This is a genomic window from Saccharomonospora amisosensis (assembly GCF_011761185.1).
Lineage (GTDB): Bacteria > Actinomycetota > Actinomycetes > Mycobacteriales > Pseudonocardiaceae > Saccharomonospora_A > Saccharomonospora_A amisosensis.
Map to the genome: position 1 here is coordinate 156,992 of NZ_JAAOYM010000001.1, position 21,013 is coordinate 178,004.

General features: G+C 67.2%; 21 protein-coding genes and 4 pseudogenes. 11 read left to right on the forward strand and 14 right to left on the reverse strand.

Annotated elements, in window-relative coordinates; genetic code table 11:
- Window positions 1-56 precede the first annotated feature (56 nt).
- Window positions 57-801, forward strand: a pseudogene (locus tag FHU38_RS27095) (IS256 family transposase); the annotation flags it as partial.
- Between the two features lie 16 nt (window positions 802-817).
- Here the strand turns inward: FHU38_RS27095 and FHU38_RS00770 are convergent.
- The 7 genes and pseudogenes from FHU38_RS00770 to FHU38_RS00795 form a co-directional block, all read right to left on the reverse strand.
- Window positions 818-2,527 (reverse strand): MDR family MFS transporter, encoded by a 1,710-nt coding sequence (locus tag FHU38_RS00770; RefSeq protein WP_208415504.1) that lies wholly within the window; start codon window positions 2,525-2,527, stop codon window positions 818-820.
- Window positions 2,524-3,018: a MarR family winged helix-turn-helix transcriptional regulator gene (locus tag FHU38_RS00775; protein WP_009156796.1), complete on the reverse strand. Its 495-nt coding sequence runs from the start codon at window positions 3,016-3,018 to the stop codon at window positions 2,524-2,526. Before FHU38_RS00775 ends, FHU38_RS00770 begins: the two co-directional genes overlap by 4 nt.
- A 164-nt stretch (window positions 3,019-3,182) precedes the next feature.
- Window positions 3,183-3,717 (reverse strand): annotated as a pseudogene (locus FHU38_RS00780) (transposase family protein).
- Between the two features lie 150 nt (window positions 3,718-3,867).
- Window positions 3,868-4,500, reverse strand: a complete 633-nt coding sequence (locus FHU38_RS00785; RefSeq protein WP_232285475.1) for a Mu transposase domain-containing protein — start codon at window positions 4,498-4,500, stop codon at window positions 3,868-3,870.
- Between the two features lie 33 nt (window positions 4,501-4,533).
- The gene (locus FHU38_RS27100) at window positions 4,534-4,692 is read right to left on the reverse strand and encodes a hypothetical protein (RefSeq protein WP_232285474.1); all 159 of its coding nucleotides are present in this window, start codon (window positions 4,690-4,692) and stop codon (window positions 4,534-4,536) included.
- Between the two features lie 78 nt (window positions 4,693-4,770).
- Window positions 4,771-6,033 (reverse strand): IS110 family RNA-guided transposase, encoded by a 1,263-nt coding sequence (locus FHU38_RS00790; protein WP_040925900.1) that lies wholly within the window; start codon window positions 6,031-6,033, stop codon window positions 4,771-4,773.
- Between the two features lie 349 nt (window positions 6,034-6,382).
- Window positions 6,383-6,766 (reverse strand): annotated as a pseudogene (locus FHU38_RS00795) (helix-turn-helix domain-containing protein); the annotation flags it as partial.
- Between the two features lie 227 nt (window positions 6,767-6,993).
- On the opposite strand from FHU38_RS00795, the gene FHU38_RS00800 reads away from it, so the two are divergent.
- Window positions 6,994-7,638, forward strand: a complete 645-nt coding sequence (locus tag FHU38_RS00800; protein WP_167165576.1) for an HAD family hydrolase — start codon at window positions 6,994-6,996, stop codon at window positions 7,636-7,638.
- An 11-nt stretch (window positions 7,639-7,649) separates the two neighbouring features.
- On the opposite strand, the gene FHU38_RS00805 is transcribed toward FHU38_RS00800, so the two are convergent.
- Complete coding sequence (locus FHU38_RS00805; protein WP_167165578.1) at window positions 7,650-8,936, reverse strand: helix-turn-helix domain-containing protein; 1,287 nt, start codon at window positions 8,934-8,936, stop codon at window positions 7,650-7,652.
- A gap of 430 nt (window positions 8,937-9,366) precedes the next feature.
- On the reverse strand, window positions 9,367-9,675 hold the full coding sequence (locus tag FHU38_RS00810) for a hypothetical protein (RefSeq protein WP_167165580.1): 309 nt from the start codon (window positions 9,673-9,675) through the stop codon (window positions 9,367-9,369).
- 321 nt (window positions 9,676-9,996) lie between these two features.
- Here FHU38_RS00810 and FHU38_RS00815 point away from each other — a divergent pair, with 321 nt between their 5' ends.
- Window positions 9,997-10,689 carry an HAD family hydrolase gene (locus FHU38_RS00815; RefSeq protein ID WP_009156790.1) on the forward strand — a complete coding sequence of 231 codons (693 nt, stop codon included), beginning with the start codon at window positions 9,997-9,999 and terminating at the stop codon, window positions 10,687-10,689.
- Here FHU38_RS00815 and FHU38_RS00820 read toward each other — a convergent pair whose 3' ends face one another.
- The gene (locus FHU38_RS00820) at window positions 10,690-10,857 is read right to left on the reverse strand and encodes a hypothetical protein (protein WP_167165583.1); all 168 of its coding nucleotides are present in this window, start codon (window positions 10,855-10,857) and stop codon (window positions 10,690-10,692) included.
- A complete protein-coding gene (locus tag FHU38_RS00825; protein WP_167165585.1) occupies window positions 10,854-12,044 on the reverse strand; it encodes a helix-turn-helix domain-containing protein in 1,191 nt (396 codons plus the stop codon). The genes FHU38_RS00820 and FHU38_RS00825 overlap by 4 nt, the downstream gene beginning before the upstream one ends.
- 388 nt (window positions 12,045-12,432) lie before the next feature.
- Here FHU38_RS00825 and FHU38_RS27620 point away from each other — a divergent pair, with 388 nt between their 5' ends.
- Genes FHU38_RS27620 through FHU38_RS00850 form a run of 6 tightly spaced genes read left to right on the forward strand, consistent with a single transcriptional unit; the run spans window position 12,433 to window position 15,016 of the window.
- On the forward strand, window positions 12,433-12,564 hold the full coding sequence (locus tag FHU38_RS27620) for a hypothetical protein (RefSeq protein WP_279590167.1): 132 nt from the start codon (window positions 12,433-12,435) through the stop codon (window positions 12,562-12,564).
- A 22-nt stretch (window positions 12,565-12,586) separates the two neighbouring features.
- Window positions 12,587-12,751, forward strand: a complete 165-nt coding sequence (locus FHU38_RS00830) for a hypothetical protein (protein WP_208415505.1) — start codon at window positions 12,587-12,589, stop codon at window positions 12,749-12,751.
- Window positions 12,744-13,871, forward strand: a complete 1,128-nt coding sequence (locus FHU38_RS00835) for a putative T7SS-secreted protein (protein ID WP_167165589.1) — start codon at window positions 12,744-12,746, stop codon at window positions 13,869-13,871. The genes FHU38_RS00830 and FHU38_RS00835 overlap by 8 nt, the downstream gene beginning before the upstream one ends.
- A 5-nt stretch (window positions 13,872-13,876) precedes the next feature.
- On the forward strand, window positions 13,877-14,302 hold the full coding sequence (locus FHU38_RS00840) for a hypothetical protein (protein ID WP_167165591.1): 426 nt from the start codon (window positions 13,877-13,879) through the stop codon (window positions 14,300-14,302).
- A complete protein-coding gene (locus FHU38_RS00845; RefSeq protein WP_167165593.1) occupies window positions 14,235-14,699 on the forward strand; it encodes a hypothetical protein in 465 nt (154 codons plus the stop codon). Before FHU38_RS00840 ends, FHU38_RS00845 begins: the two co-directional genes overlap by 68 nt.
- Entirely contained in the window at window positions 14,696-15,016 is a 321-nt protein-coding gene (locus tag FHU38_RS00850; protein WP_167165594.1) for a GNAT family N-acetyltransferase, read from the forward strand. The genes FHU38_RS00845 and FHU38_RS00850 overlap by 4 nt, the downstream gene beginning before the upstream one ends.
- A 1,061-nt stretch (window positions 15,017-16,077) precedes the next feature.
- Here the strand turns inward: FHU38_RS00850 and FHU38_RS27625 are convergent.
- Together FHU38_RS27625 and FHU38_RS00865 are read right to left on the reverse strand one after the other, a co-directional pair.
- A pseudogene (locus FHU38_RS27625) lies at window positions 16,078-16,173 on the reverse strand (CHC2 zinc finger domain-containing protein); the annotation flags it as partial.
- Between the two features lie 183 nt (window positions 16,174-16,356).
- Window positions 16,357-17,892: a peptide deformylase gene (locus tag FHU38_RS00865; RefSeq protein ID WP_243852175.1), complete on the reverse strand. Its 1,536-nt coding sequence runs from the start codon at window positions 17,890-17,892 to the stop codon at window positions 16,357-16,359.
- A 137-nt stretch (window positions 17,893-18,029) separates the two neighbouring features.
- On the opposite strand from FHU38_RS00865, the gene FHU38_RS00875 reads away from it, so the two are divergent.
- The gene (locus FHU38_RS00875) at window positions 18,030-19,751 is read left to right on the forward strand and encodes a hypothetical protein (protein WP_167165596.1); all 1,722 of its coding nucleotides are present in this window, start codon (window positions 18,030-18,032) and stop codon (window positions 19,749-19,751) included.
- Between the two features lie 8 nt (window positions 19,752-19,759).
- Window positions 19,760-20,230 (forward strand): NUDIX domain-containing protein, encoded by a 471-nt coding sequence (locus FHU38_RS00880; protein ID WP_167165598.1) that lies wholly within the window; start codon window positions 19,760-19,762, stop codon window positions 20,228-20,230.
- A 97-nt stretch (window positions 20,231-20,327) separates the two neighbouring features.
- Here the strand turns inward: FHU38_RS00880 and FHU38_RS00885 are convergent, their stop codons facing one another.
- Window positions 20,328-20,912, reverse strand: coding sequence for an AAA family ATPase (locus FHU38_RS00885; protein WP_167165600.1), 585 nt, complete (start codon window positions 20,910-20,912; stop codon window positions 20,328-20,330).
- Window positions 20,913-21,013: the final 101 nt, after the last annotated feature.

A 21,013-nucleotide genomic window follows, 5' to 3' on the forward strand; every position in this document is an offset into this window, starting at 1 on the left:
CCCTGAGGCATACGAAATCCGTCCTATCCGGATTCGCAACGACCACTGGAAACCGCCAGGTGTATGCGGCGGTGTTCATCGACGCTCTTGTTGTGAAGGTGCGGGACGGGCAGGTGGCGAACCGGCCGATCTACGTCGCAGTCGGGATCACCCTGGCCGGTGAGCGGGACGTGCTGGGGATGTGGGTCGGTACCGGCGGCGAGGGTGCCAAGGGCTGGATGAACCACCTGCCCGACCTCAAAAACCGTGGCGTGGAAGACATCCTGATCGTGGCCTGCGACGGCTTGAAAGGCCTGCCTGATGCGATCACCGCGTTGTGGCCGCGTGCGGAGGTCCAGTTGTGTGGTCCACCTGGTCCTGGCGAGCCTGCGGTACGCGTCGAAAAAGTACTGGTCGGCGATCAGGAAACGACTCAAGCTCATCTACACCGCACCCAACCAGGAGGCAGCGGAAGCGGAATTCACTGATTTCTGTGCCGAGTAGGAGGATACCTACCCGGCGATGATCCGGCTCTCGCGCAGCAACTGGGAACAGTTCACTCCGTTCCTGGCGTACCGGCCGGAGTTACGGAAGCTCGTATATACTACGAACGCGATCGAGAGCCTGAATTCCCGGTTCCGGCGAGCCACCCGATGCCGCAGCCATTTCCCCAACGAGCAGGCCGCACTCAAAGAGCTCCATCTCGTGACCAAAAACCCACTCAAAAACCGTTCAAATATCACGGGAAAAGTAGTAGGATGGAAACAAGCGTTGAACACGCTCGCCATGCATTACGGCGACCGACTCGACGTGCAGCACTGACAAGGCGATCACGCTATCACGCTATCACCCACAAGATCGCTGACACTCCCGACCAACCTTCCTGGAGAGTTCGCCCGGTCCGGGTCGGTTCTCGTGGTCGGTGAGATGCGCGTTGGGGTCGACCGCGGTTTCGAATGCGGTGGCGAGGTCCTCGCCGGAGGTGTGTCCGTGGGTCTGTCGCAGCGGGGTTTCGCGTAGGAAGAGCAGGATGACGAACCCGAGCAGCGCGAACGGTACGGCGGCGAGGAAGGTGGTTTGCAGCGCCTCGGCGAACCCGGTGGTGACTGCGGAGATGGATGGGCTCGGGCAGCGCCGCGATCTGTTCGGGGCTGCCCTGGGTGGCAGTCCCGGCGGGCATCTGGTCGGCGGTGACCCCGGCCGCCTTGAGCTGCGCGGGGATGGTGTCGCGGAGGCGGTGGGTGAGCAGTGCGCCGAAGACCGCGACTCCCATCGCGCCGCCGAGGGAGCGGAAGAAGGTGGCTCCGGAGGTCGCGACGCCGAGGTCGGCGTGGGGCACGGCGTTCTGGGTCGCCAGCACGAGGACCTGCATCACCATGCCGATGCCTGCGCCGGTGATGAACATGAACACCCCGGCCAGCCACAGCGAGGTGTCCACTGACATGCGGCTCATCAGCGTCAGCCCCAGGACGGCGACCAACAGGCCGACGACGGGGTAGATCTTGTAGCGGCCGGTGTGGCTGATCAGGCGTCCGGAGGCGATGGATGTGGCCAGCAGGCCGACCATCAGGGGAAGCGTCAGCAGGCCGGATGCGGTGGGTGACTCGCCCTTGACGATCTGCAGGTACTGCGGGAGGAAGATGATGGCGCCGAACATGGCGACCCCGACCGCGAAACCGGCCAGGCTGGTGATGACGAAGGTGTGGTTGGCGAACAGTCGCGGGGGCATGATCGGTTCGACCGCCCGGCGCTCCTGCCAGACGGTGAGCGCGAGCATGAGCACCGCGACCGCGGTCAGCCCGTAGGTCCAGCCCGAGTTCCAGGCGAACTCCTTGCCGCCGAGCGAGAGCATCAACAGCAGGGCGCTGATCCCGGCGACGATGAAGAACGCCCCCAACCAGTCGATGGCACGCCTGCGGCGCGGGAACGGCAGCTTCAGCACACGTTCGGTCACCGCCAGGGCCGCGATGCCGATGGGGATTCCGACCCAGAAGGTCCACCGCCACGAGAGGTGCTCGACCAGGAAGCCACCGAGCAGTGGCCCGGCGACGGTGGCCAGGCCGAAGACCGAGCCGATGTAGCCCTGGTAGCGGCCGCGTTCGCGGGGGCTGACGACGTCACCGATGATCGCCTGGGACAGTGCCATCAGCCCGCCAGCGCCGACTCCCATCACGGCCCGAAATCCGACGAGTTGCCCCATGTTCTGGGCGAACCCCGAGGCCAGGGAGGAGACTAGGAAGATCCCGATCGCGGACTGGAACATGATCTTGCGGCCGTACAGGTCCGACAGCTTGCCCCAGATCGGTGTGGAGGCGGTCGAGGTCAACAAGGTGGCCGAGACGACCCAGGCCAGCTGGTCCTGGCCGCCGAGCTCACCGACGATGGTGGGCAGCGCCGTGGCCACGATCGTCTGGGACAGGGCGGCGACCAGCATCCCCATCATGAGCCCCACCAGGACGGTGAGGATCTGCCGGTGCGTCAGCCCCGGCATCACCTGTTCGCCGGGTGTCTCCGGGGCACCGGCTTCGGGGGAGGACGGCGTGCTCATCGCTGGCTCCGTTCTGCGCTGTGCGGGTCCGAAGCCAGGTGCTTGTCGATGCCGGCGTTGAACGCGGCGAGCAGGGAAGCGAAGCTCGCCAGATCCTCGGGCGACCACGACTGCAGCAGCTTCCGGACGACACCGCGTCGTTCCGCCCGTGTCGTGGTCAAGACGTCTCGGCCGCGCTCGGTGAGCCGCAGCCGGAAGGCGCGTCGGTCCTCGGTGTCGGCTTCCCGCGTGATCAGGCCGGCCTGCTCTAGGGAGGCGACCTGCCGGCTGATCGTCGAGGCGTCCAGGTGGAAGTGTGCTGCCAGCGCACTGGGCCGCAGTGGGCCGGTGTCATGGAGCCACGCAAGGATGCCGTAGGCGGCCCTCTCCACGACCTGCTCGGTCGGGCCCCCGCGCAGATGCACCTTCTGGGCGCGCCGCACCAACAAAGTCAGCTCCTGCTCGATGGACTCCACCGAGACCAAGTCGGCCTTCGACCCAAGCGGTTGCATGTACCAACCATAACAGGTGGACGGACAGCGAGCGCACCAGCCCGCCATTTTCGCGTGGCCAGAGCCGGGGCGAGGCCGGGAGAAGCGCGGCTGCTCCATGTGTAGCGGGGTTCAGCAGGCCCCAAGCCGACGCAGACCAAGGGGCGGGCCAGGTCACGGCGCTTTCATCCTGCGGTGACCTCGTAGTTCTGTAGGACGTGGATGGCTTTGGCGATGCGTTCTGTGCGGCGTGGGCAGCAGCGGGGTTTGCGGAGGATGCGCCAGGTCTTGAGTTGGGCGTGGGCGCGTTCGCCGGGGCCGCGGAGGCGGGTGTGGGCTCGGTTGGCGTCTTTTTGCGATGCGGGCTTGTTCCGGCCCTTGTACGGGGTCATCACCTGCTGCCCGGTCCGGTCGTAGCCGTGGTAGCCCTTGTCGCCGAGGGCGATCAGCCCGGCGTCGCGGAGCGCGGTGAGGATGTTCCAGATCCGTGCGGCCGTGGTGTCGTGGGTGCTGCCGGGCAAATCGCCCGAGACCCAGAGGAGTCGCCGTCGGGCGAGGCGATGACCTGCAGGTTCACCCCGTGCCTGGCGTGTTTGCCTGCTGGCCCGGGTCGAGCTTGGGCCACACCGAGCCCAACTCCTTGCGGTGCACACGGATCAGCCCGGACACGAACCTCAGGGTCCGAGATGACAACGGCAGCGCGACACGATAGAACAACACCTTGAAGCCCCTGGCTCTGGCGGAACGATCTTGGTCGAAAGCTCTGCCACCAGGGGCTTCACCACGTCCAGGCGACGACACACCGACCGCAGTCAACCTGTGATCAGCAAGAACGGGAACCGAGCCGCGTGTTCGTGCTCTTGGCGGCCATCAGGCGATCTCCTCGCTGCCGGGCAGGGCCTCGTTGTCGAGGTCGAACATGCGGTCGTAGTTGGCCAGGCTGCGGTGCTCGACATCGGTGTCGATGGCCGGGACCGCGACCAGGCGGCGTGCCTGCCGCAGCTCGCTGGTCGCGGCCGCGTGTGGCGGGTCGGTGATGCTCTGGTGATCGGCCCAGCAGCGCTCGTGCCGGGCCACCTCGTTGCCCTGCAAGGTCACGACCACCTGCGCGAGATCAGCGACGATCTCGACCCGGCGGCCGACCGCGGTCGGGTGCACCGAGTAGTCGTTGGAGTCGACCCGCACGTAATGATCGCGCGGCAGCCGGGTGGTCAACCGCCACCCGGTCACCGGAGCGACCGGCGGCAACTCAAGCATCGCGGCCGTGTCCGCTTCCCACCGCTCGATCGGGCGGCAGCCGAGCCGGCGGTGCTGGCGCTGGTTGGCGCGGACCAACCATTCGGCGAGCTGGGCGTTGAAGTCCGCCGGACCGGTGAAGCTGCGGCCGGGAAGGAACGAGGTCTCCAGATAGCCGTTGGCCCGCTCGACCAGGCCCTTGGCCTCCGGATCGGCCGGACGGCACTGGATGACCTTGATGCCGAGCGTCCCACGGAAGGCGTTCATCGCCTCGGTCAGCTGCGGCCGACCCGCCCGCCACTACCCGACCCCGGACTCGTTGTCCCACACCAGCGCCCGAGGCACTCGGCCCCAGCCGCTGATCAGCGCCCAGTGCCCGGCCAGCAGGTCCGGGCTCTGTCGTGACGGAAGCATCCGCGCGGTGATCACCCGCGAGTAGCCCGACACCACGACCAGCACCGGCGGCCGCCCGACCTGCCCGAACCCGAGCGGAACGTCGACCGGCGGGAAACCACAGACCTCCGATTTGGCTATTTGTCAAGTGGCTATGGGTTCACGCGGTGCGCTGTCTGGATGCCCGAAGGCCTTGATTGGGTCGTAGGTCTGGTCGGTCTGTAGGCAGTGGTAGAGCTGGCCCAGTATCTTATTGAACAGGTGACGGACCGCGGGTGCGTGTGCGTCGCCGTGGTCCCGTCGGCGTCGGTAGTGCTGTTGCGCAGGTCCCGGGAGAACGACGAGGGTGGTGCCCCAAACCCAGCCGACCGCAGCGAGTCGGTCGTTCTTGACGCGTCTGTGCGTAATCGCAATGGCCTTGCCGGACGCCCGGGTGACCGGAGCGGATCCGGCGTAGGCCTTCAACGCACGGGCGTCGCCGAATCGGGTGCGGTCATCGCCGAGTTCGGCGAGAATGCGGGCTCCGGTGAGATCGGCCAGACCAGGGAAGCTTGTGATGATGGCGTGGTCCGGGTGTTTGCGGAACTCTTCGGCCGAGGCCTGCTCCAGGTCGTTGGCGCCGGTGCAGGCGGTATCGAGCATCGCGAGCAAGACCAATGCCTGGCGCCCCATCGCCTTCTCCACCAGAGCCGGTTGCCGCAGGCCAGGCTTCCGCAGCTTGTCGACGATCGTGGCGGCGAGCTGCTCGACGCCCCGGCGACGGCCCGCCCGACGCAATGCCGCTGCCACTCGTGCCTTGGTTACCTTCATGGCCTGAGCCGGCGTCGGGGCGATGGCAAGCACCGCTCGCGCCTCGGGCTTGGCGAGGTTGGTAGCGGACTTGGCTGCGAAGGCGTCAAGCATCGCGGGGTAGTACTCGCGCAGCAACGATCGCAGTTCGTTGCCGGCCCTGATGCGCCGCCAGACCGCGTCTTGCTGTGCGCGAGCGAGCACCGCGACGGCCTGGGCGAGCTCACTGTCGGCCGGAAGACGGCGGTGCAGGTGTGCATCGACGCGCAGGATGTTCGCCAAGGTCATGGCGTCAGCGTGGTCGGACTTGGCGCGAGCGACGGTGTAGCGTTCGCGGTAGCGAGCCACGGCCATCGGGTTGATCGCGAAAACGGGCCGACCCGTCGCGCGTAGCGCAGCGACCAACAGGCCCCGTGGTGTTTCGATTGCGACGGGAATCGGGTCCTCGTCCGTGTCTCCGACACCGGCGAGCAGTTGGATCAGCTCGGTCAGACCGCCAGGGTCGTCGCCGATCCGCTTCTTGCATAGCAGCGTGCCCTCGTTATCGATGACCGCGATGTCGTGATGGCCCTCGGCCCAGTCGATCCCACAGTACCGGTTCAATCCGTCCCTCCACATCAGGTGTTGTTCGGTTGGTCCGAAATCCAGGCGAGAACGCGCAGCGACCTACTTACGAGCCTCACGGGCTTGCCTCCGATGAGCTGTTCGCGATCCCAGCGCACCAGCACGGCGCCGGTCTACGTCAGAACTCGAAACTCGCGAATGACGAGGCGTCGGATCGTGCGGGCGGCTCGAACCACGAACATTCCACCCGGTCGCGGCGGCCGGACCCCGGAAGACACACCGGAATCCGGCCGCCGCAGGCTGCTGCCCGACCGCCCACGGCCTGTGGTGAGGACTACTGGCCCAATCGCACTCAGGGGTCTACGAGCAGCAAGCCATCGTTCCAGACCACGTGACCAGTGGCCGGTTCGCGGATAAGTAGATCGCACTGCGCGAGCTCGCCGGGCTGGTAGGTCACCCGGTCCACCGGATCGATACCCACGTACTCCGGGCGGATGCGTGCCAGCAGCTTCTTCAACGGCCCTTCCGAGTACGGCCAGCCGATCCGCTGCGAGATCACCGGCGTCGGCATCCTCGGCCACTCCCGCAACAGCGCACGAATCTGCGGCTCGTACGCGTCGGCCACCGAACCACGGCGCGCCCGTTGGTACTTCGGCGGCCCGTCCGACCGCAGCGCCGCCCGCACCGTGTTACGCGCCACCCCCAGCCGCCGCGCGATCTCCTTGATCGGCACACCCTCCGCCCGATACAAGCGGCGGATCTCAGCCCAATCCTCCAACTTCAGCACCCTCCAAGATCTAGGAGGGGGTCAACTTTCGGAGTACCACAGGGGGTCAGTTTTCAGGATCCGGCGACACCTGGCCGCCCTGTGTTCGAGAAGATTCACAGCAGATTCGTGTTCACCTACGACAGCGTCTGCGGGTGACCCTGCCCTCGGTCCTGTTGATGTCGGTTTTGATGCGCGGGCCGAGGGCGGTCAACCGGCGCAGCCGACCGTTCTGATGTCATGGGGGCATGGCCAGCGCGGTGGTGTTCGACGTGGGTGAGACGCTGCTGGACGATTCTCGCGAGTGGCGTGCGTGGGCCGACTGGATGGGGGTGTCTCCGCATACCTTCTCGACTGTGCTCGGTGCTGTGACGGCGGCGGGCAGGGACAATGTCGAGACGTTCGAGTATTTCCGCCCTGGCTTTGACCTGGTTCGTGAGCGGCAATTGCGGGAGGAGGCCGGGTGTGGAGAGCAGATCGACGACAGCGATCTGTACCCGGATGTGCGGTCCAGTTTGGCGGTCCTCCGCGCTTCAGGCTTGTGGGTGGGTGTCGCAGGCAACCAGACTCCGCGGGCTGGCGAGCTGTTGCGGGCATTAAATTTGCCCGTGGATTACGTCGGCACGTCTGGCGAATGGGGTGTGGCGAAGCCGAACCCCGGTTTCTTCGAGCGCGTGGTTGACGTCGCGCCCGGTCGGGCTGATCAGATCGTGTATGTCGGTGATCACCGTGACAACGACGTGCTGCCTGCCAAGGCGACCGGTCTCCGCGTCGCGTTGATCCGGCGTGGCCCGTGGGGGTATCTCTGGGCCGACGACCCCGTGGTCAGGGAGAACGCCGATTGGGTGATCGACTCGCTTGCCGAGCTACCCGCGCTTCTGCTTGATCGATAGCCCGGTAGCGGTCAACACGCGCGAGCCCAGGCGGCCAGCTGCAGCAGGCGGTCGTCGGGTGACTTGTGGGTTCGCAGCAGAGCCGACAGCGTCTGCCGAACCTGGGGGTGTTCGCGGACGTGCTGCGGGGCAATCCGGCGGGCGGCTTCCAGGCCAAGCTGGGCGTCCTCATGGTGGCCGAGGCGAAGCTGGGCGCGAGCGAGGTCGATGTAGTAGTGCGAGCGTCGTTCGGCCGGGAGATGGTCGGGTGGACGCCAGGCTGCTGCTCGCTCCACCGCCGCTGGGCTGTCGCCAATCTCGACGGCGACCGCGAGCTCGTGGATACGGACCGATGCGGGTCCGAAGGCCGTGCCGAAGTAGACGCCTTCAGGCACCTGGCGGGCAGCTCGATGGGCCTCGCCGAGGTGATCCCACGCCGCGTCCGGCTTGCCAGCGCGGCCAGCGACAACGGCGGCTCGCATATGCAGGGCGCCGTAAGCCGCAGCTGAGGAAGCCGACACGCCAAGGTCGGCTGATAGCTCGTCGGCGGCAGCCATCAGCAGCCGCGAAGCGGACGCCAGATCGCCCGTCGCGAAGAAGGTCTCGATGCGCACGTAAGCGACAGCGGCCACCAGCAGCGGGTCCTCGGCTGCCAGGGCAGACACTCGCATCAGGTCGATGATGCGGGCGGACAGGTCGAGGTAGCCGAACTTGAAGGCCACACCATCGGCCGCTCGGAATGCGAGCGTCAGCAGCATGGCGGCCTCGCGCGCACTGTGATGGGTATCGGCGTGTGCACGCGCCAACTCGGAGATCAGGCCGGGTAAACGCCAGGCCATCTCCACATAGCGCGCCTGCAGGCGTTGCTTGATCATTCCTGAAACCTCGGCCGCGAGTTCGGCGAAGGAACGAGTCGGTCCATCGTCGGGGAGGTCGATGCTGGCGAGCGCACGCCGCAGGCGCGGGATAGCAGCGTGCACGGCGTCATCCTCGGAGAACACGTCGACCAGTCCCGACTGGCCGCACTGCGCGCCAGCCAGAGGCGGGGACAACGAAGGACCTGACGTCAGGAACGACTTGAGCCTGGATGGCGTGTTTGAAGGCCGTTTCGTTCGCCGGAGTAGATCATCGAGATGATCTAGGCTGATGGCCAGCACTTTCGCGAGGTCGGGACGTTGCCACGGTTGAGGAGATTGCACACCGCGTTCCCAGCGTCCGACGGTGGTTCGGTCGACACCCAGCTTGTCGGCGAAGAACTCCTGCGTGTAGCCAGCGGCGTGACGGCAGTCGGCCAACGGGCTGGACGATTGGGTTGCCATCTCCTCACTCCCTGGTGGTCGACTGTCACGTGTACCCCGACCCAATGTGCTGGAAGGTAAAACCAGGATGGCCAAGTGCCTCCACCAAACCATGCCGCGCGGCCGGATACCGGCTCCGTCAAGCCGGTCCAGACCATACGACTCCACGTCGTCGGTGGCGAGGCGTCGAACCAGGTCCTTGCCAACGAGACCCGCCGCGCGGGTGACGACAAGACTTGCTGACATGCCCGTCTATGGTGGGGTGGCCGTGGCGTGCTGCATGCCGTGTACCACCGGCGGTGTCATCGGTGTCGTACACGGGAACGTCGTGTGTCGGTTGGCGGGTAGGGGTAATCAGCACACCGGCGGTGGCCAGCACGCGCGCCGAACGGACCGCACACACCACTTCGGGCAGCGCCCGTCGGCAGAGTGTCGTGACCGAGCGGCGCGTTCATGATGGTCGCTCTGTTGAGGCACCCGAACGCGTGTGGGGCTCGGGTTCCGGCAGCTCCAACAGCGCGTGCACGCACTCGTTGAGGGAACCGTGGCGTCGCCACGTTACGTGCTCTCCACGGTGATCGATGCGGGTGCGCCAGGCGAGGCAGTCACCGGTGGCGGGGATCTTGAGAGTGTCGACCGCGTCGGAGGTGCCGTTGCAGCGCAGAAGGATGCCCTGCGTGGGGGAGCCGACGAACGACCAGCCGAGGGCCACCAGCCGTCGTACCTGCTCGTGAGTCTCGTCCCCACTGTGGCCGGTCACGTCAGCCCGCCTCGCGGCCACGCGGAGATTCGCGGCCCTGCCGAGGTGTCACGTGTGGAACCTTGAAGTGGACGACACGGTGGGGTGGGGGTGGGAACACGGTGGGGCCCCGGGCGGGCCGGGGTAAGGCGGGGACTCTCGGGACCCCACCGTGCGTCGGGGCGCCGCACCGGAGCGTGGCGGGTGTCATGTCGGCGGCGTTCCTCGTGGTTGTGAACATCAACGTGCCTAGTTCATCAAGCACCGCTGGTGGAAACCAGTGGCCACGGGGTAGCCACGGGCGTGCCATCCGCGCGTCACAGAGTGCCTAGGGTTGGGCTCATGACCATTCGTGCGGTGTTCTTCGACGTGGGGGAAGTGCTGGTGGACGAGACCACCGAGTACGGCACGTGGGCCGACTGGCTGGGGGTGCCCCGGCACACGTTCTCGGCGGTGTTCGGTGCCGTGATCGCGCGGGGTTTGGACTACCGCGAGGCGTTTCAGGTGTTCCAGCCCGGGTTCGACCTCGAGACGGCACGCCGAACCCGCGCCGAGGCTGGCCAGCCCGAAACCTTCGACGAAACCGACCTCTACAACGACGTGCGCCCGTGCTTGGGCAAGCTGCGGGAGCAAGGTCTGGTGGTGGGCGTCGCGGGAAACCAAACGGCACGCGCGGAGGGGATCCTGCGTGCGCTCCAGTTGCCGATCGACGTGCTCGGCACATCCGATAGCTGGAACGCCTCGAAACCGTCGCCGGCGTTCTTTCAGCGTCTCATCGTTGAGGCCGGTGTCCGGGCCGAACACATCTTGTATGTCGGGGACCGGCTCGATAACGACATCCGGCCCGCTGTGGAGCTGGGGATCAAGACTGCGGTGATCCGGCGAGGGCCGTGGGGCCACATCCTTCGCGACGAGGTGGCCACCGCGATTCTCGGGACGGATGTCGAGGCGTCGTGTCTGTTCCAGCTCGACAGTCTCCTGTCGCTGGCCAGCCTCGTCGCAGAGCACAACGAGGCTGCCCGCGGCGCGGTGTAGTCACCTTTCGGCGGCCACGCTGGGTAGACATAGTGCGCGAGTCCGGTCGACCAGCTCGACGCCCGCGGGCGTGCCGGCCAGTGCCCGGTGCACCGCCGGGATTCGTTCGACGGCGGCGCTGTAGGGGTGATCGTCGAGCATGTCGCAGGCTTGGTGTGCCAGCGTCACGGCGTGATCGGCATCGGTGGGGGCGTGCGCCGCGGCGAGGTCGAGCAGCACGACCGCGCGTTGCTTGTCCGCCCGCGGGTCCAGGTCCGCGAGAGATTGGTCGAGCCAGCGTGCGGCAGCCTCGCGTCGTCCGGCGAGGAGCTCGGCGTTGCCAGCGAACGCGCGGCCAGCCGAGCGGGGCTGAAGAAATCCAGCCAGTCCGGGTCCGTGCCGTTGGTGCCCAGCGCGTGCTGGGCTTGGCGAATCCGGTCCCGGGCCGTGGAGCCTTGGCCCGTGCGGGCGTGGACCTCGGCGGTGACGCAGTGAATCCACGCGCGCAGGTTCGGACCGGCGCCGAATCGGGCGTGCGCCCGGGCGACGTCGAGGTGCCGCTGTGCCGCGACGGCGTCGCCCGCGAAGCCGGGGACGAACGCGCGGTGCGCGGCGATCGCGGCCGCCAGCCGGTGATCACCGGCGTGTTCCACCGCGGATTCGGCCTGCTCGAAGCACCGCGTCGCGACCGCGGGGCTACCGAGGTCGAAGAACGCGATCCGCGCGGCCAACAGCGCGGTTTCCGCGACGGCACGCGCGAGAGGGTCCGCGCCGCCGTCTCGGTGGATGGTGGCTTGCCCCAGAAGAGTGAGACCGAGACGAAGATGTCCGCGCGTCGCGTCCCACATGGTGTCCGCCGGTGTGCGCCAGTACAGGCTGCGTTGCGAGGCCGTGACACTCTCGTAGGCCTCGACCGCGCGGGGATCACGCGTAGACCCGGGGTTGTGCCACGCCGCGTCCGCCCGATCGACCGTGACCGAGGCAAGGAAGGGGGACAGGCCTGCGGCGAGCGCCGCCCGGAGAAACTGCTGGCGGCCGAAGCCAGCACCATCGCTCATCAACAACCTCCTAAACTCCGCGCTGACCATCGCACCCAGCGCGTTGTCCCTGGCCGCCGAGTCCACCACCGCCGCCCCACAGGGCTGGTTCTCCAACTCCTCCGCCGTCAGCAGTCCGAGTTCGCTGGCGGGCAAACCGAACAGCAACACCAGGTGTTTACGGAAACGAGGCTCCGGCCACCGCTGCCCGGACTCCCACCGGCGCACCGTATGCGCGGTCAGTCCTGACTCGCCGTCGCCGTGAGCGCGCATACTCGCCGTGACCTGCGTGACCAGTTCCTCCCGACTCCAGCCACGCTGCAGCCGTTCCCAGGTCAACCGCCTATTCGGCGGATACCGACACGCGTCGCCATGACCCATTTTCGATCACCCCATGCGCGAGCCGATGCACCGTTCGTGACGGTATACGCGGCCGCGACCGACCCGCCAGACATGGCACCGCCTGGCCACCGTGTGGCCCCTATGTCCCCAAGACCTGGCGCAGCTGTACTCGAACAGCGTCCCGACACGAGGCCTCACGGAAGCGAATCCGCATGCTGATCACCGACCTCACGACAGACACGAGATACCCAAAGCCGTCGGCCGTATCGCTCCACCACGTTGACGTGCCCAGCTGACCTTCGTAGCACCAGCGCGGCTATAAGGCTCGACCCCGACATCGCGCGGGTAGCTACCCTGCCCTCACGGACAACTACAGGGGGACGACGTGGACGGACCGGGTTATCACGTCGATGTCGACGCACTTGAGCAAGCCGGAACCGCGATCCAGAAAGCCGTCGAGGAACAGGACAACTTCGAATTGCGCGGTTTGACTGGCGAGCCGGAAATGTACGGGTGATGAGGCGTTGCGGAATGCGCTGATGGACGTGTGCGTCCGGTGGAGCGACCGGATCGACGATCTCGTCGACGACGCCGACGAGATCGGCCAAGCGTTGAAGGCCTCAGCCCAGGCTTACCGCGAGGCCGAGCACGAGGCCAAGGGCGCGCTGCCCGACGACCCGGCCGTGGACGTCGCCGATGGCTGAACTCGGCGAGACCGAGAACCCGCGCGCACTGATTCAGGGCGACCCCAACGCGATCGATAAGAACGTCAACATCCTCAATGCCCGCGGCAAACAAGCTGTCAACGCTGCGGTCGCGCTCCGCGCCATCGACACCGGGGCATGGACAGGGCCGGCGGCCAACGCCTTCCGAGACGAATTTTCCTATGAACCAACCAAATGGTATGAAGCTGGCGATGCGTTGACCTACGCCGGCGAGGTCCTCAGCCTCTACGCAGGAACTCTGCGATGGGCGCAAGCGCAAGCCCGCGAGGCCATCGAGCTGTGGAAACAGGCCCAGCGGCAAACCGCCAGTGCGCAGGCCGCACACGATCAAGCCGTCGCCGACGCCACCCGGCAGAACCAGGCCAACGCCGCGGCTGGAGACCCGACCTGCATCACCGTCGAACCCTTCTCCGATCCCGGCGAATCGACCCGGCAGGCCGCTCGCGACACCCTGAACCGGGCACGTCAACAACTGAAACAGGTCGCCGAAGAAACAGCCCAAGCCCTGCGCGACATCACCCCGGCTGAAGAGGAAACCACCCTCAGCAAACTCGGGCACGGCGCCCTCGACATCGCCGGACTTGTACCGGGCATCGGCGAACTCGCCGACGGTGCCAACGCGGCCTGGTACGCCGGACAAGGCCGGTACGCCGAAGCCGTCATCTCCGGTGCCGCCGCCATCCCCTTCGCTGGCTGGGCAGCCACGGGAGGGAAGGCCGTCGACAGAGCCACCGACATCGCCAAAGCCGCCGGTCACACACCCGCCAAGTTCGGCCACGCCACGCACACCAACTACCGCAAGACCTTCTTCGAAAGGCACCCCGAACTCGAAGGCAAGGTCATCGTCCACCACGCCGTCGAACAACAAGCAAGACGTAACTACCCTGATGCCGGAATCACCGCGGCAGAAATGCATTCCTACGAAAACCTGCGCGGAATTCCTAAAGACCAGAACCCAACGCTACACCTGAGTGAGATACGCAAAGAATGGAATAGATTCTATAGGAACAACCCCAACGCGTCCACGGAAGACCTCCTGGACTTCGCGACACATATCGACAACAAGTACGGCGGCCGCTTCAACCCGCCGGTAAGGTGACGCTGATGCCCTACTACTCCCTGGAACCCGCCGCACCTGGTGAGCTTGGCGAGCGCGTAGTAATGGACACATCGGTCCATCCACCACGGGTCACGCATGCGCACCTGCATCTCGATGGCTGGCTCAGCGATGACCTGATCGAGGCGTATCCGTGCTACTTCGTCTCGGAAACGCTCGCGGCATCCCTCCAGGAAAGCGAGCTCGACCAATACGAACTGCGGGATGTCGAGGTAACCATCTCCGAGGACGCTCCCGACGACGAACGCGCCACCATCCCCGGCATCCGCTGGCTCTTCGTCACCGGAACGGCCGGCGTGGATGACCTCGGCACCACCGCTGTCGGCCAGCTTGTCGTCTCCGACCGTGGGCTCGCCGTTCTACAGCAAGGAAACCTCGACCACTGCGACATCGAGGACTACACCGCAGAATGACCGGACCATCGGACCAGCCGGCACCGCCAGCGTGACCCTAGCCGTCGATGCCGGCCAGCGGCTCGGCGTCCCGATCCTGCTCGACGTGCCTGCCGCCACCACCCATCGCTGGGTAGCGGACATGGAGCGCGCAGGCGTCGACGGTTTCACGATCACTACCGACATCGATCTCGGCATCGGCAACACCGCCGCTCTCGATGCCGCCCGCGAACTCCGCGCCTGGACTCACCTACCCGTCGCGGTCAGCGGCGGATTCAGCGGCACCGGCCACGCGAGCTTCGCCAGCCCCGACTGGGACATCCTCATCGTCGGTCGAAGCGTCCGCCGACGCCACCGACCCGGCCATCGCAGCCGCCCGCATCGTCGAACTCGCCGCCGCACTGAAAGGCAGTCATGAACATCGTCCCTCTACGGCAAGACGACATCCCGGCCATCCTCGAACTCATGGAGAAAGGCGCGCCCTACGTCCGCCCCCGTACCACCTCGGACTACTGGCTCTATGCCAACCTGTTCTCCAGCACCTGCCCCATCGCTACGTACGGTAACCAGTTCATGGGCGCGGTCATCGCCTTCCGTAGCCAAGACCGCCCCGACGACGTCTACATCCAGGACGTCATCACCCACCCGGACCACCGCCGCACCGGGGTTGCCACCGCCCTGCTGTCCTCGGTGCGCGACCGCGCCCAGCGTGCGAGTTCGCTCTGGGGAGGCTGACTGTGCTACCCAGTCGTTACTACATCCCCCACGCCTCTCCACGATGCGCACTTGGGGGATTTTTTCTTCTCTGTTTCAGGAGGAGCGACGATGCCCCGAGCGCAGCGGGCTCGCGGCGCCTTCCGCTACGGCAAGCCACCGATGGTACATCGGGTACTCCTTCACGACGGCGCAGGCGGACGTGGGGGATATTCAGGAGTCCGAGGTGACGGGTGCCACCTGGTACCCGCTCACCGTGGCCGAGCGCCTTGTCGGGCCCCGCATCGCGCGAGCGGTCAGCGCGCCGGCCCAGATCGGCTGACTGGGCCTCCTTGACAGCTCCCGATCGGCAGCGGCGTCGGATCGCCGTGTGGGCCGGTCGAGATTCTGCGGTCGTTGGTCGCGTCATTGTCGAGCCGACCGCAGGGGTCTTGACGGCCGCAGGCCCAGATTCAGCACGCCGTTGCGACTGTCTGTAAAGGACGGAAAACTCTGCTCGGCATGCCGACGATTCGACAGCCCCAATCGGATACCGACCGCAGGCAGAGCGAGTGACCTCTTTCGTGATCGACGGGCGGCGGGCCGACCGGCCCGCCATCGCCAACGGGTTGTCCAGGCCATCGCTGACGCCATCCGTGGCGATGAACCGATCAGCGTCTCGGCCATCGCGCGCCGAGCTGGCGTCGACCGTAGCTTCCTCTACCGCCACAAAGACCTCCTCGCCCAGTCCACGTGGACGGAGCTCGTGTAACGAGTTATGGCGAGAAACCGGTGTCGGGTCGGCGACCGACATCGACGAACTTCAACGCAAGTTCACCGCCTCGAGCAGGCCAATGTCGAGCTGACCGCCGCGCTTGACGATCGGACCGCCGAACTGGAGGCAGCACGCGCGGCCAACCGCGAGCTCACTCGATCACTGAACCAGGTGCGTGCGTCACCACGCTGATATCGAGAGGCCAGGCTGATGATCGCGACCGAACGTTTGAGCCTGCCCGATGCTGGCGAGCTGCGCCTTGGCGACCCTGCTGTTCTGACGTTTGATCCAGCCAAGTTGTCTGTTCGGTCGCCTGTTCGGTTGGCGGCTATCGGTAATGTTCGATCTTGGCGGTGAACGTGGCGACATCGCCGCCTTCTCCACATCGGTAGCAGTGGAAGGTGTCGTGAGTCGGCCGTACGCGAAATGCGGTTGAGCCACGGAAGGGTCAGGCACCCTGCAACTGGGTCTTGCCGAGCGGCCGCAGCATCATGTGCTGAGCAGCGACCTCGACAATCCCACGCGACCCGGGCGGCCCCGGGGTAGACAGCGCGGTCACGGCCATGGGTTGCAACCTAGCGGCAGGGCCCGACATTTCCGGACCGAGTCAGTACTTCCAGGTGCTGCCGGTGCCGCGGTACTGCTCGACCGGGATCGGCTCGAGCCCGATCCGCATCTGGTCGGTGTAGAGCGTGCCGTGCAGGTGGTCGACCTCGTGCGCGACGAGGCGGGCGACGCCGCGTTCGAACACGGTGATCTTCGTCTGGCCGTCGATGGTGGTGTGTTCGACGTGGATCACGTGCGAGCGCGGGACCTGCCCGCGGACGTCGAAGAACGAGAGGCAGCCCTCGTACTGTTCGTCGACCTCGCCGGCGGACTCGATGATGGTGGGGTTGAACAGGGTGATTGCCTCGCCGTCCGGCGTCCGCACGATTGCCGCGGCTCGGTCGATGCCGATCTGCGGGGCGGCGATGCCCATGCCTTTGCCGAAGGTGTGGGCCTGGGCGACCCGCTCGCACGCCGAGTTCAGCGCGGTGACCACGCGGCGGGCGTCCTCGGCCTCGGCCGGCAGGTCGAAGCGGCGGGCCACGCGGCGCAGCGCGGGGTCGGTGTCCTGCACGATGCCGAGGGATGCCATGACCTCACTTGGTTTGGGCGGCGGGCCGTCGGTCTGCGTGTCGCGGCCGCGGAAGCCCCATTCGAGACGGTAGCGGGCGTGCAGCGGCGGGTCCTCGCACGACCAGGAGAACACATGCCGCTCGCCGGTGTCGTCGCGGCCGATCGCGGTCGCGAAGGGCATGGCCTGCGCGGTCATCGAGGTGTGCAGTCCCCACACGGACGCGGCGAGCTCGGCCGGGAAGTCCAGGCACACCGACAGCGTCCGGGTTGGCAACCGGACGGCGCGCTGGAACCAGTTGCCCCAGTGGACTTCGCTCACGGTGTACTCGTACTCGATCCAGCAGGATTCCCCGGGGTACAAGGGAAAATGCCCCTGCTCGCCAGCGAAGAGCAGCCAGACCTCCTTGAACGCGTCACGGTCGTGGTGGGCGGTCCAGTCCATCGGGTTCGCCCGGTTGCGGCCATGCCAGGCGTGCAGGTCGATCTCGTCCCAGGTCAGCGGGTTCTCGGAGTAGAGCTGGTTCGAGCGCTCCGGATCGCCGGGATACCGGTCGACGGAGATACGGATCAGGTACCGGGTGATCGGTTCGGCGCCCTGGTTGACCAGGTGGCGGCGCTGGGTGAGCCGGTAGACGCCGTCGTCGTAGCGCAGGGTCGCGTCGTCGTGGTCGACCACCAGGCTCCCGGTCCCGGTAGCTGTCGGGTCGCCCACCGGCGGCGCCGGCTGGCGGGTCTTGGCGGGGCGGTGGGCCTCGAAGTCGCGGAAGGCGGTGCGCAGGGCGCCGCCGGCGCGCAGCGCCGCCTCGGCGTGCCCGGCGAACGCCTCCGACGGGCGCTCGGCACCGGAGAGCACTTTCGAGACGTAGGAGCGGTCATACCCCATCGCCTTCGCCAGCGCCGTACGGGAGAACCCTCGCACGTCGCGCCAGCGTTCGAGTTCGACGGCGAACACGTTCACCTCGGCGTCCGGCCCGCCGGTGTCGGTGGTGCTGGTCGCGCCGCTGGTCATCGCCGCCTCCGCCATTCGGGGACCGTGAGTGTGCGTGAACGCACTGTGAGTCGCCCCTCAGCCTAGTTGCACACCCGCGCCTCGCGGTGTTCTCGAACTCCCAGCGCCCACCGGCGCCACCTGATCAGCTCATGGGAGACGAGGAAACCATCGTGTATCACTCAACATTCCCCACCAGCCCGCACCTGGAGGCCTACCTGCGCTCCGGACGGATAATCTCCGAACACGAAACCGCGCAGGACATGGTGACCCGCATCGTCGCCGCACTCGAGCACGTCGACGCCCGCTTCGACCCGACCGGAGCTGCGGCGTTCGGCGAGCGGCTCGGCTGGGCGCTGGACACCGAACGGATCGTGTTCTCCACGCCGATCATGACCAACGCCGGCCGCCACATCGACCGGCCCCTGGCGGCGTGCGCGGTCCCGCCGGTGGACCTGCGCGGCGACCTCTCGCAAGTCAAGACGATCGTCGACGGCTACCACCGGGCCGGGATGGGCACCGGGTTCAACCTCGACGAGCTCGACGAGCTCGACGACCCGGTCGGGGTGCTGCGCTACCTCAACGACATCGCCGTCACCGGTGCGGACTCCGGGACCGAGGACCGCCCGGTCGGGAACATGGCCATCCTGTCCCTCGATCACCCGGCTGCCGAGGAGTTCATCGGCTGCAAACTCGGCGCGGACACCCGGGGCGAGGCGTGGAAGTTCAACGTCTCGCTACACGTCACCGACGCGCAGATGCGCACCGCGCTCGGCTCTCCGGGGCGGGAGCGGGACCTGCTGATCGCGGCGGCGGAGGCGGCGCACGCGTGCGCCGATCCGGGGTTGATGTTCGCCGACCGGATGAACGAGGGCAACCCGACCCCGGAGGTCGGAGAGTACGTCTCGACCGCGCCGTGCGCGGAGGTCGGCCTGGTGGCCGGGGAGACCTGCCAGTTCGGGTACCTCAACCTCGGTCGCTTCTACGCCGGCGACGCGTTCCTACCGGTCGACCTGGACGCGCTCGCGGCCACGACCCGCATCCTGGTGCGAGCGCTGGACGACGCGATCGAGGCCAGTCTCGCCCACTACCCGTCGCCGCTATCGGCGCAGGTCATGGGCACCAAACGTAAGATCGGCGTCGGTGTGTGCGGCCTGGCGGACCTGCTGCTGGCCGCCGGGCTCCCGTACGACAGCGTCGAAGGCCGGCGGCTGGCGCAGGAGGTGCTGACCCTGGTCAACTACACTTCCAAGCTCGCTTCCGTCGAACTCGCGCGTACCCGCGGCGGCTGCCCGGCCGTGCTGGGCGGGCGGTCTCGCTACGCCGACCCTGCCTTCCTGCGCCGCTTCGCCGACCTCGAGGTTGACAGCGTGCCCCGCGGCGACTGGGCCGCCCTCGCCGACCAAATCGCCAGCACCGGACTGCTGCGCAACTCCTCCACCATTGCCGTGCCGCCGACCGGTCGGTCCGCGCCGGTCGTGCGGGCCTCCACTGGAATCGAGCCACTGTTCCGGCTGTCGGGCGACGAGCCGGAGCGCCCGCGCGCCGACGTCCTGGCCGCGCTCAAAGCCGCGGGCCGGACCGACGTGCTCGGGTTCGTCGCCGGCCACGGCCGGCTTCCGGCCGACGCGACCCTGCCCGAGCGGCTGCGCGCGGTGCTCGCGACCGCGACACAGATCAGCTCGGCCGGGCACCTCGCGATGGCGGCCGCGGTGCAGGCCTGCGTCGACGAGGCCGTGTCCAAGACCGTGAACCTGCCCGCCTCGGCGCGGTCGATCGACGTGTACGACACGTACGCCACCGCGTTCGAGCTGGGCTGCAAGGGCATTACCGTGTACGTCGACGGATCACGTTCCGTGCAGCCGCAAGCCCTTGCCACCGCGACCGCCCGCTGAGGAGTCCCATGGCCGACCCGCAGTACGTGTTCGACACCAAGCACGACCGCTACCCCCTCGCCGTGCACGTCTTCCTTGTCCAGCAAGGAAAAACACTGCTGATGCGGCGTGCTGGGTCCGGCTACGCGGACGGGCAGCTGGGGCTTCCGGCCGGGCACGTCGAACTCGGCGAAACCCCGACCGCGTGCGCGGTCCGCGAACTCGCCGAGGAACTCGGCATCTGGATCGCCCCATCCGACCTGATCCCAGGCGCTACCTGGTTCCGGATGTCCCTGGAACCCCGGGTGGACATCTTCTTCACGATCCGCTCGTGGAAGGGAACCCCGAAGATCCGCGAGCCGCACAAATGCACCGAGCTCGTCTGGACCGACCCGCAGGCCATGCCCGCCGACGCACTCGAGTTCCTTGCCCTGGCCTGGAACGACGCACAGAACGGGCGCGTGCTGCGCGAGTACGGCTTCGTATCGGTCCCGGCGTAGAACGCCCGACGGCTCAAGGGCCTCCGGATCTCACCGATCCGGGGGCCCACCAGCGTTCGGCAGCGCGTTTCCGAGAACAGTCGCCACGACAATCCGGTCAAACCCCGCGTACCTGGCGGTGATCCTCCGCCCCGAAGGTGAGCTGAGCGTCGCGGCAGATCCGGCCGGCGGTGTCGTGCAGGCTGGAGGTCTGCGGGATCACGATCTCGCCGGGCACGTTCAGCCGGTCGTCGGGCTCGAACCACGACTCCATGTCGGTAATCGAGAACTGGTCGGCCTCGGGCCTGGTGGCGTGGCGCGCGAACGTCTCGGCCAACTCGACCTGTAGGAAGTAGACGAGGTTTCGCCCGCAGTGCGCGGCCAACAGCTCACGTAGGGCGGGACCGTAGCTGGCCGCGCTGAGGATGCCCTCCACGATTACCGGCCAGCCCGCGTTGAGCAGGAACCCGGCAGAATGCGTGATGAAGCCCGGGGCCAGGCCTCCCGGAAGGTCCTTCTTCTCCCACAGCAGCGCCCTCCTCATCACGTCCTGGCCCAGGACAGCCATCCCGCGCCCATGGCTCGCGCGCACCGCCTTCGCCACCGACGACTTCCCCGCACCGCTCGGACCCCTGACGATAATCAGCAAGCTCGATGACGACCCGACCCTTTCGTAACCCAGCACAGCCACAAAGCGTGCCATCGGTGCGCGGCATCCCCACGGTCAGCCACCCTCGATCGGCTGCTCTGATCCGGTGACCTTGTCCGCCGAGTCGCATGGCCGTGCTCGCCGTCGCCGCGCAG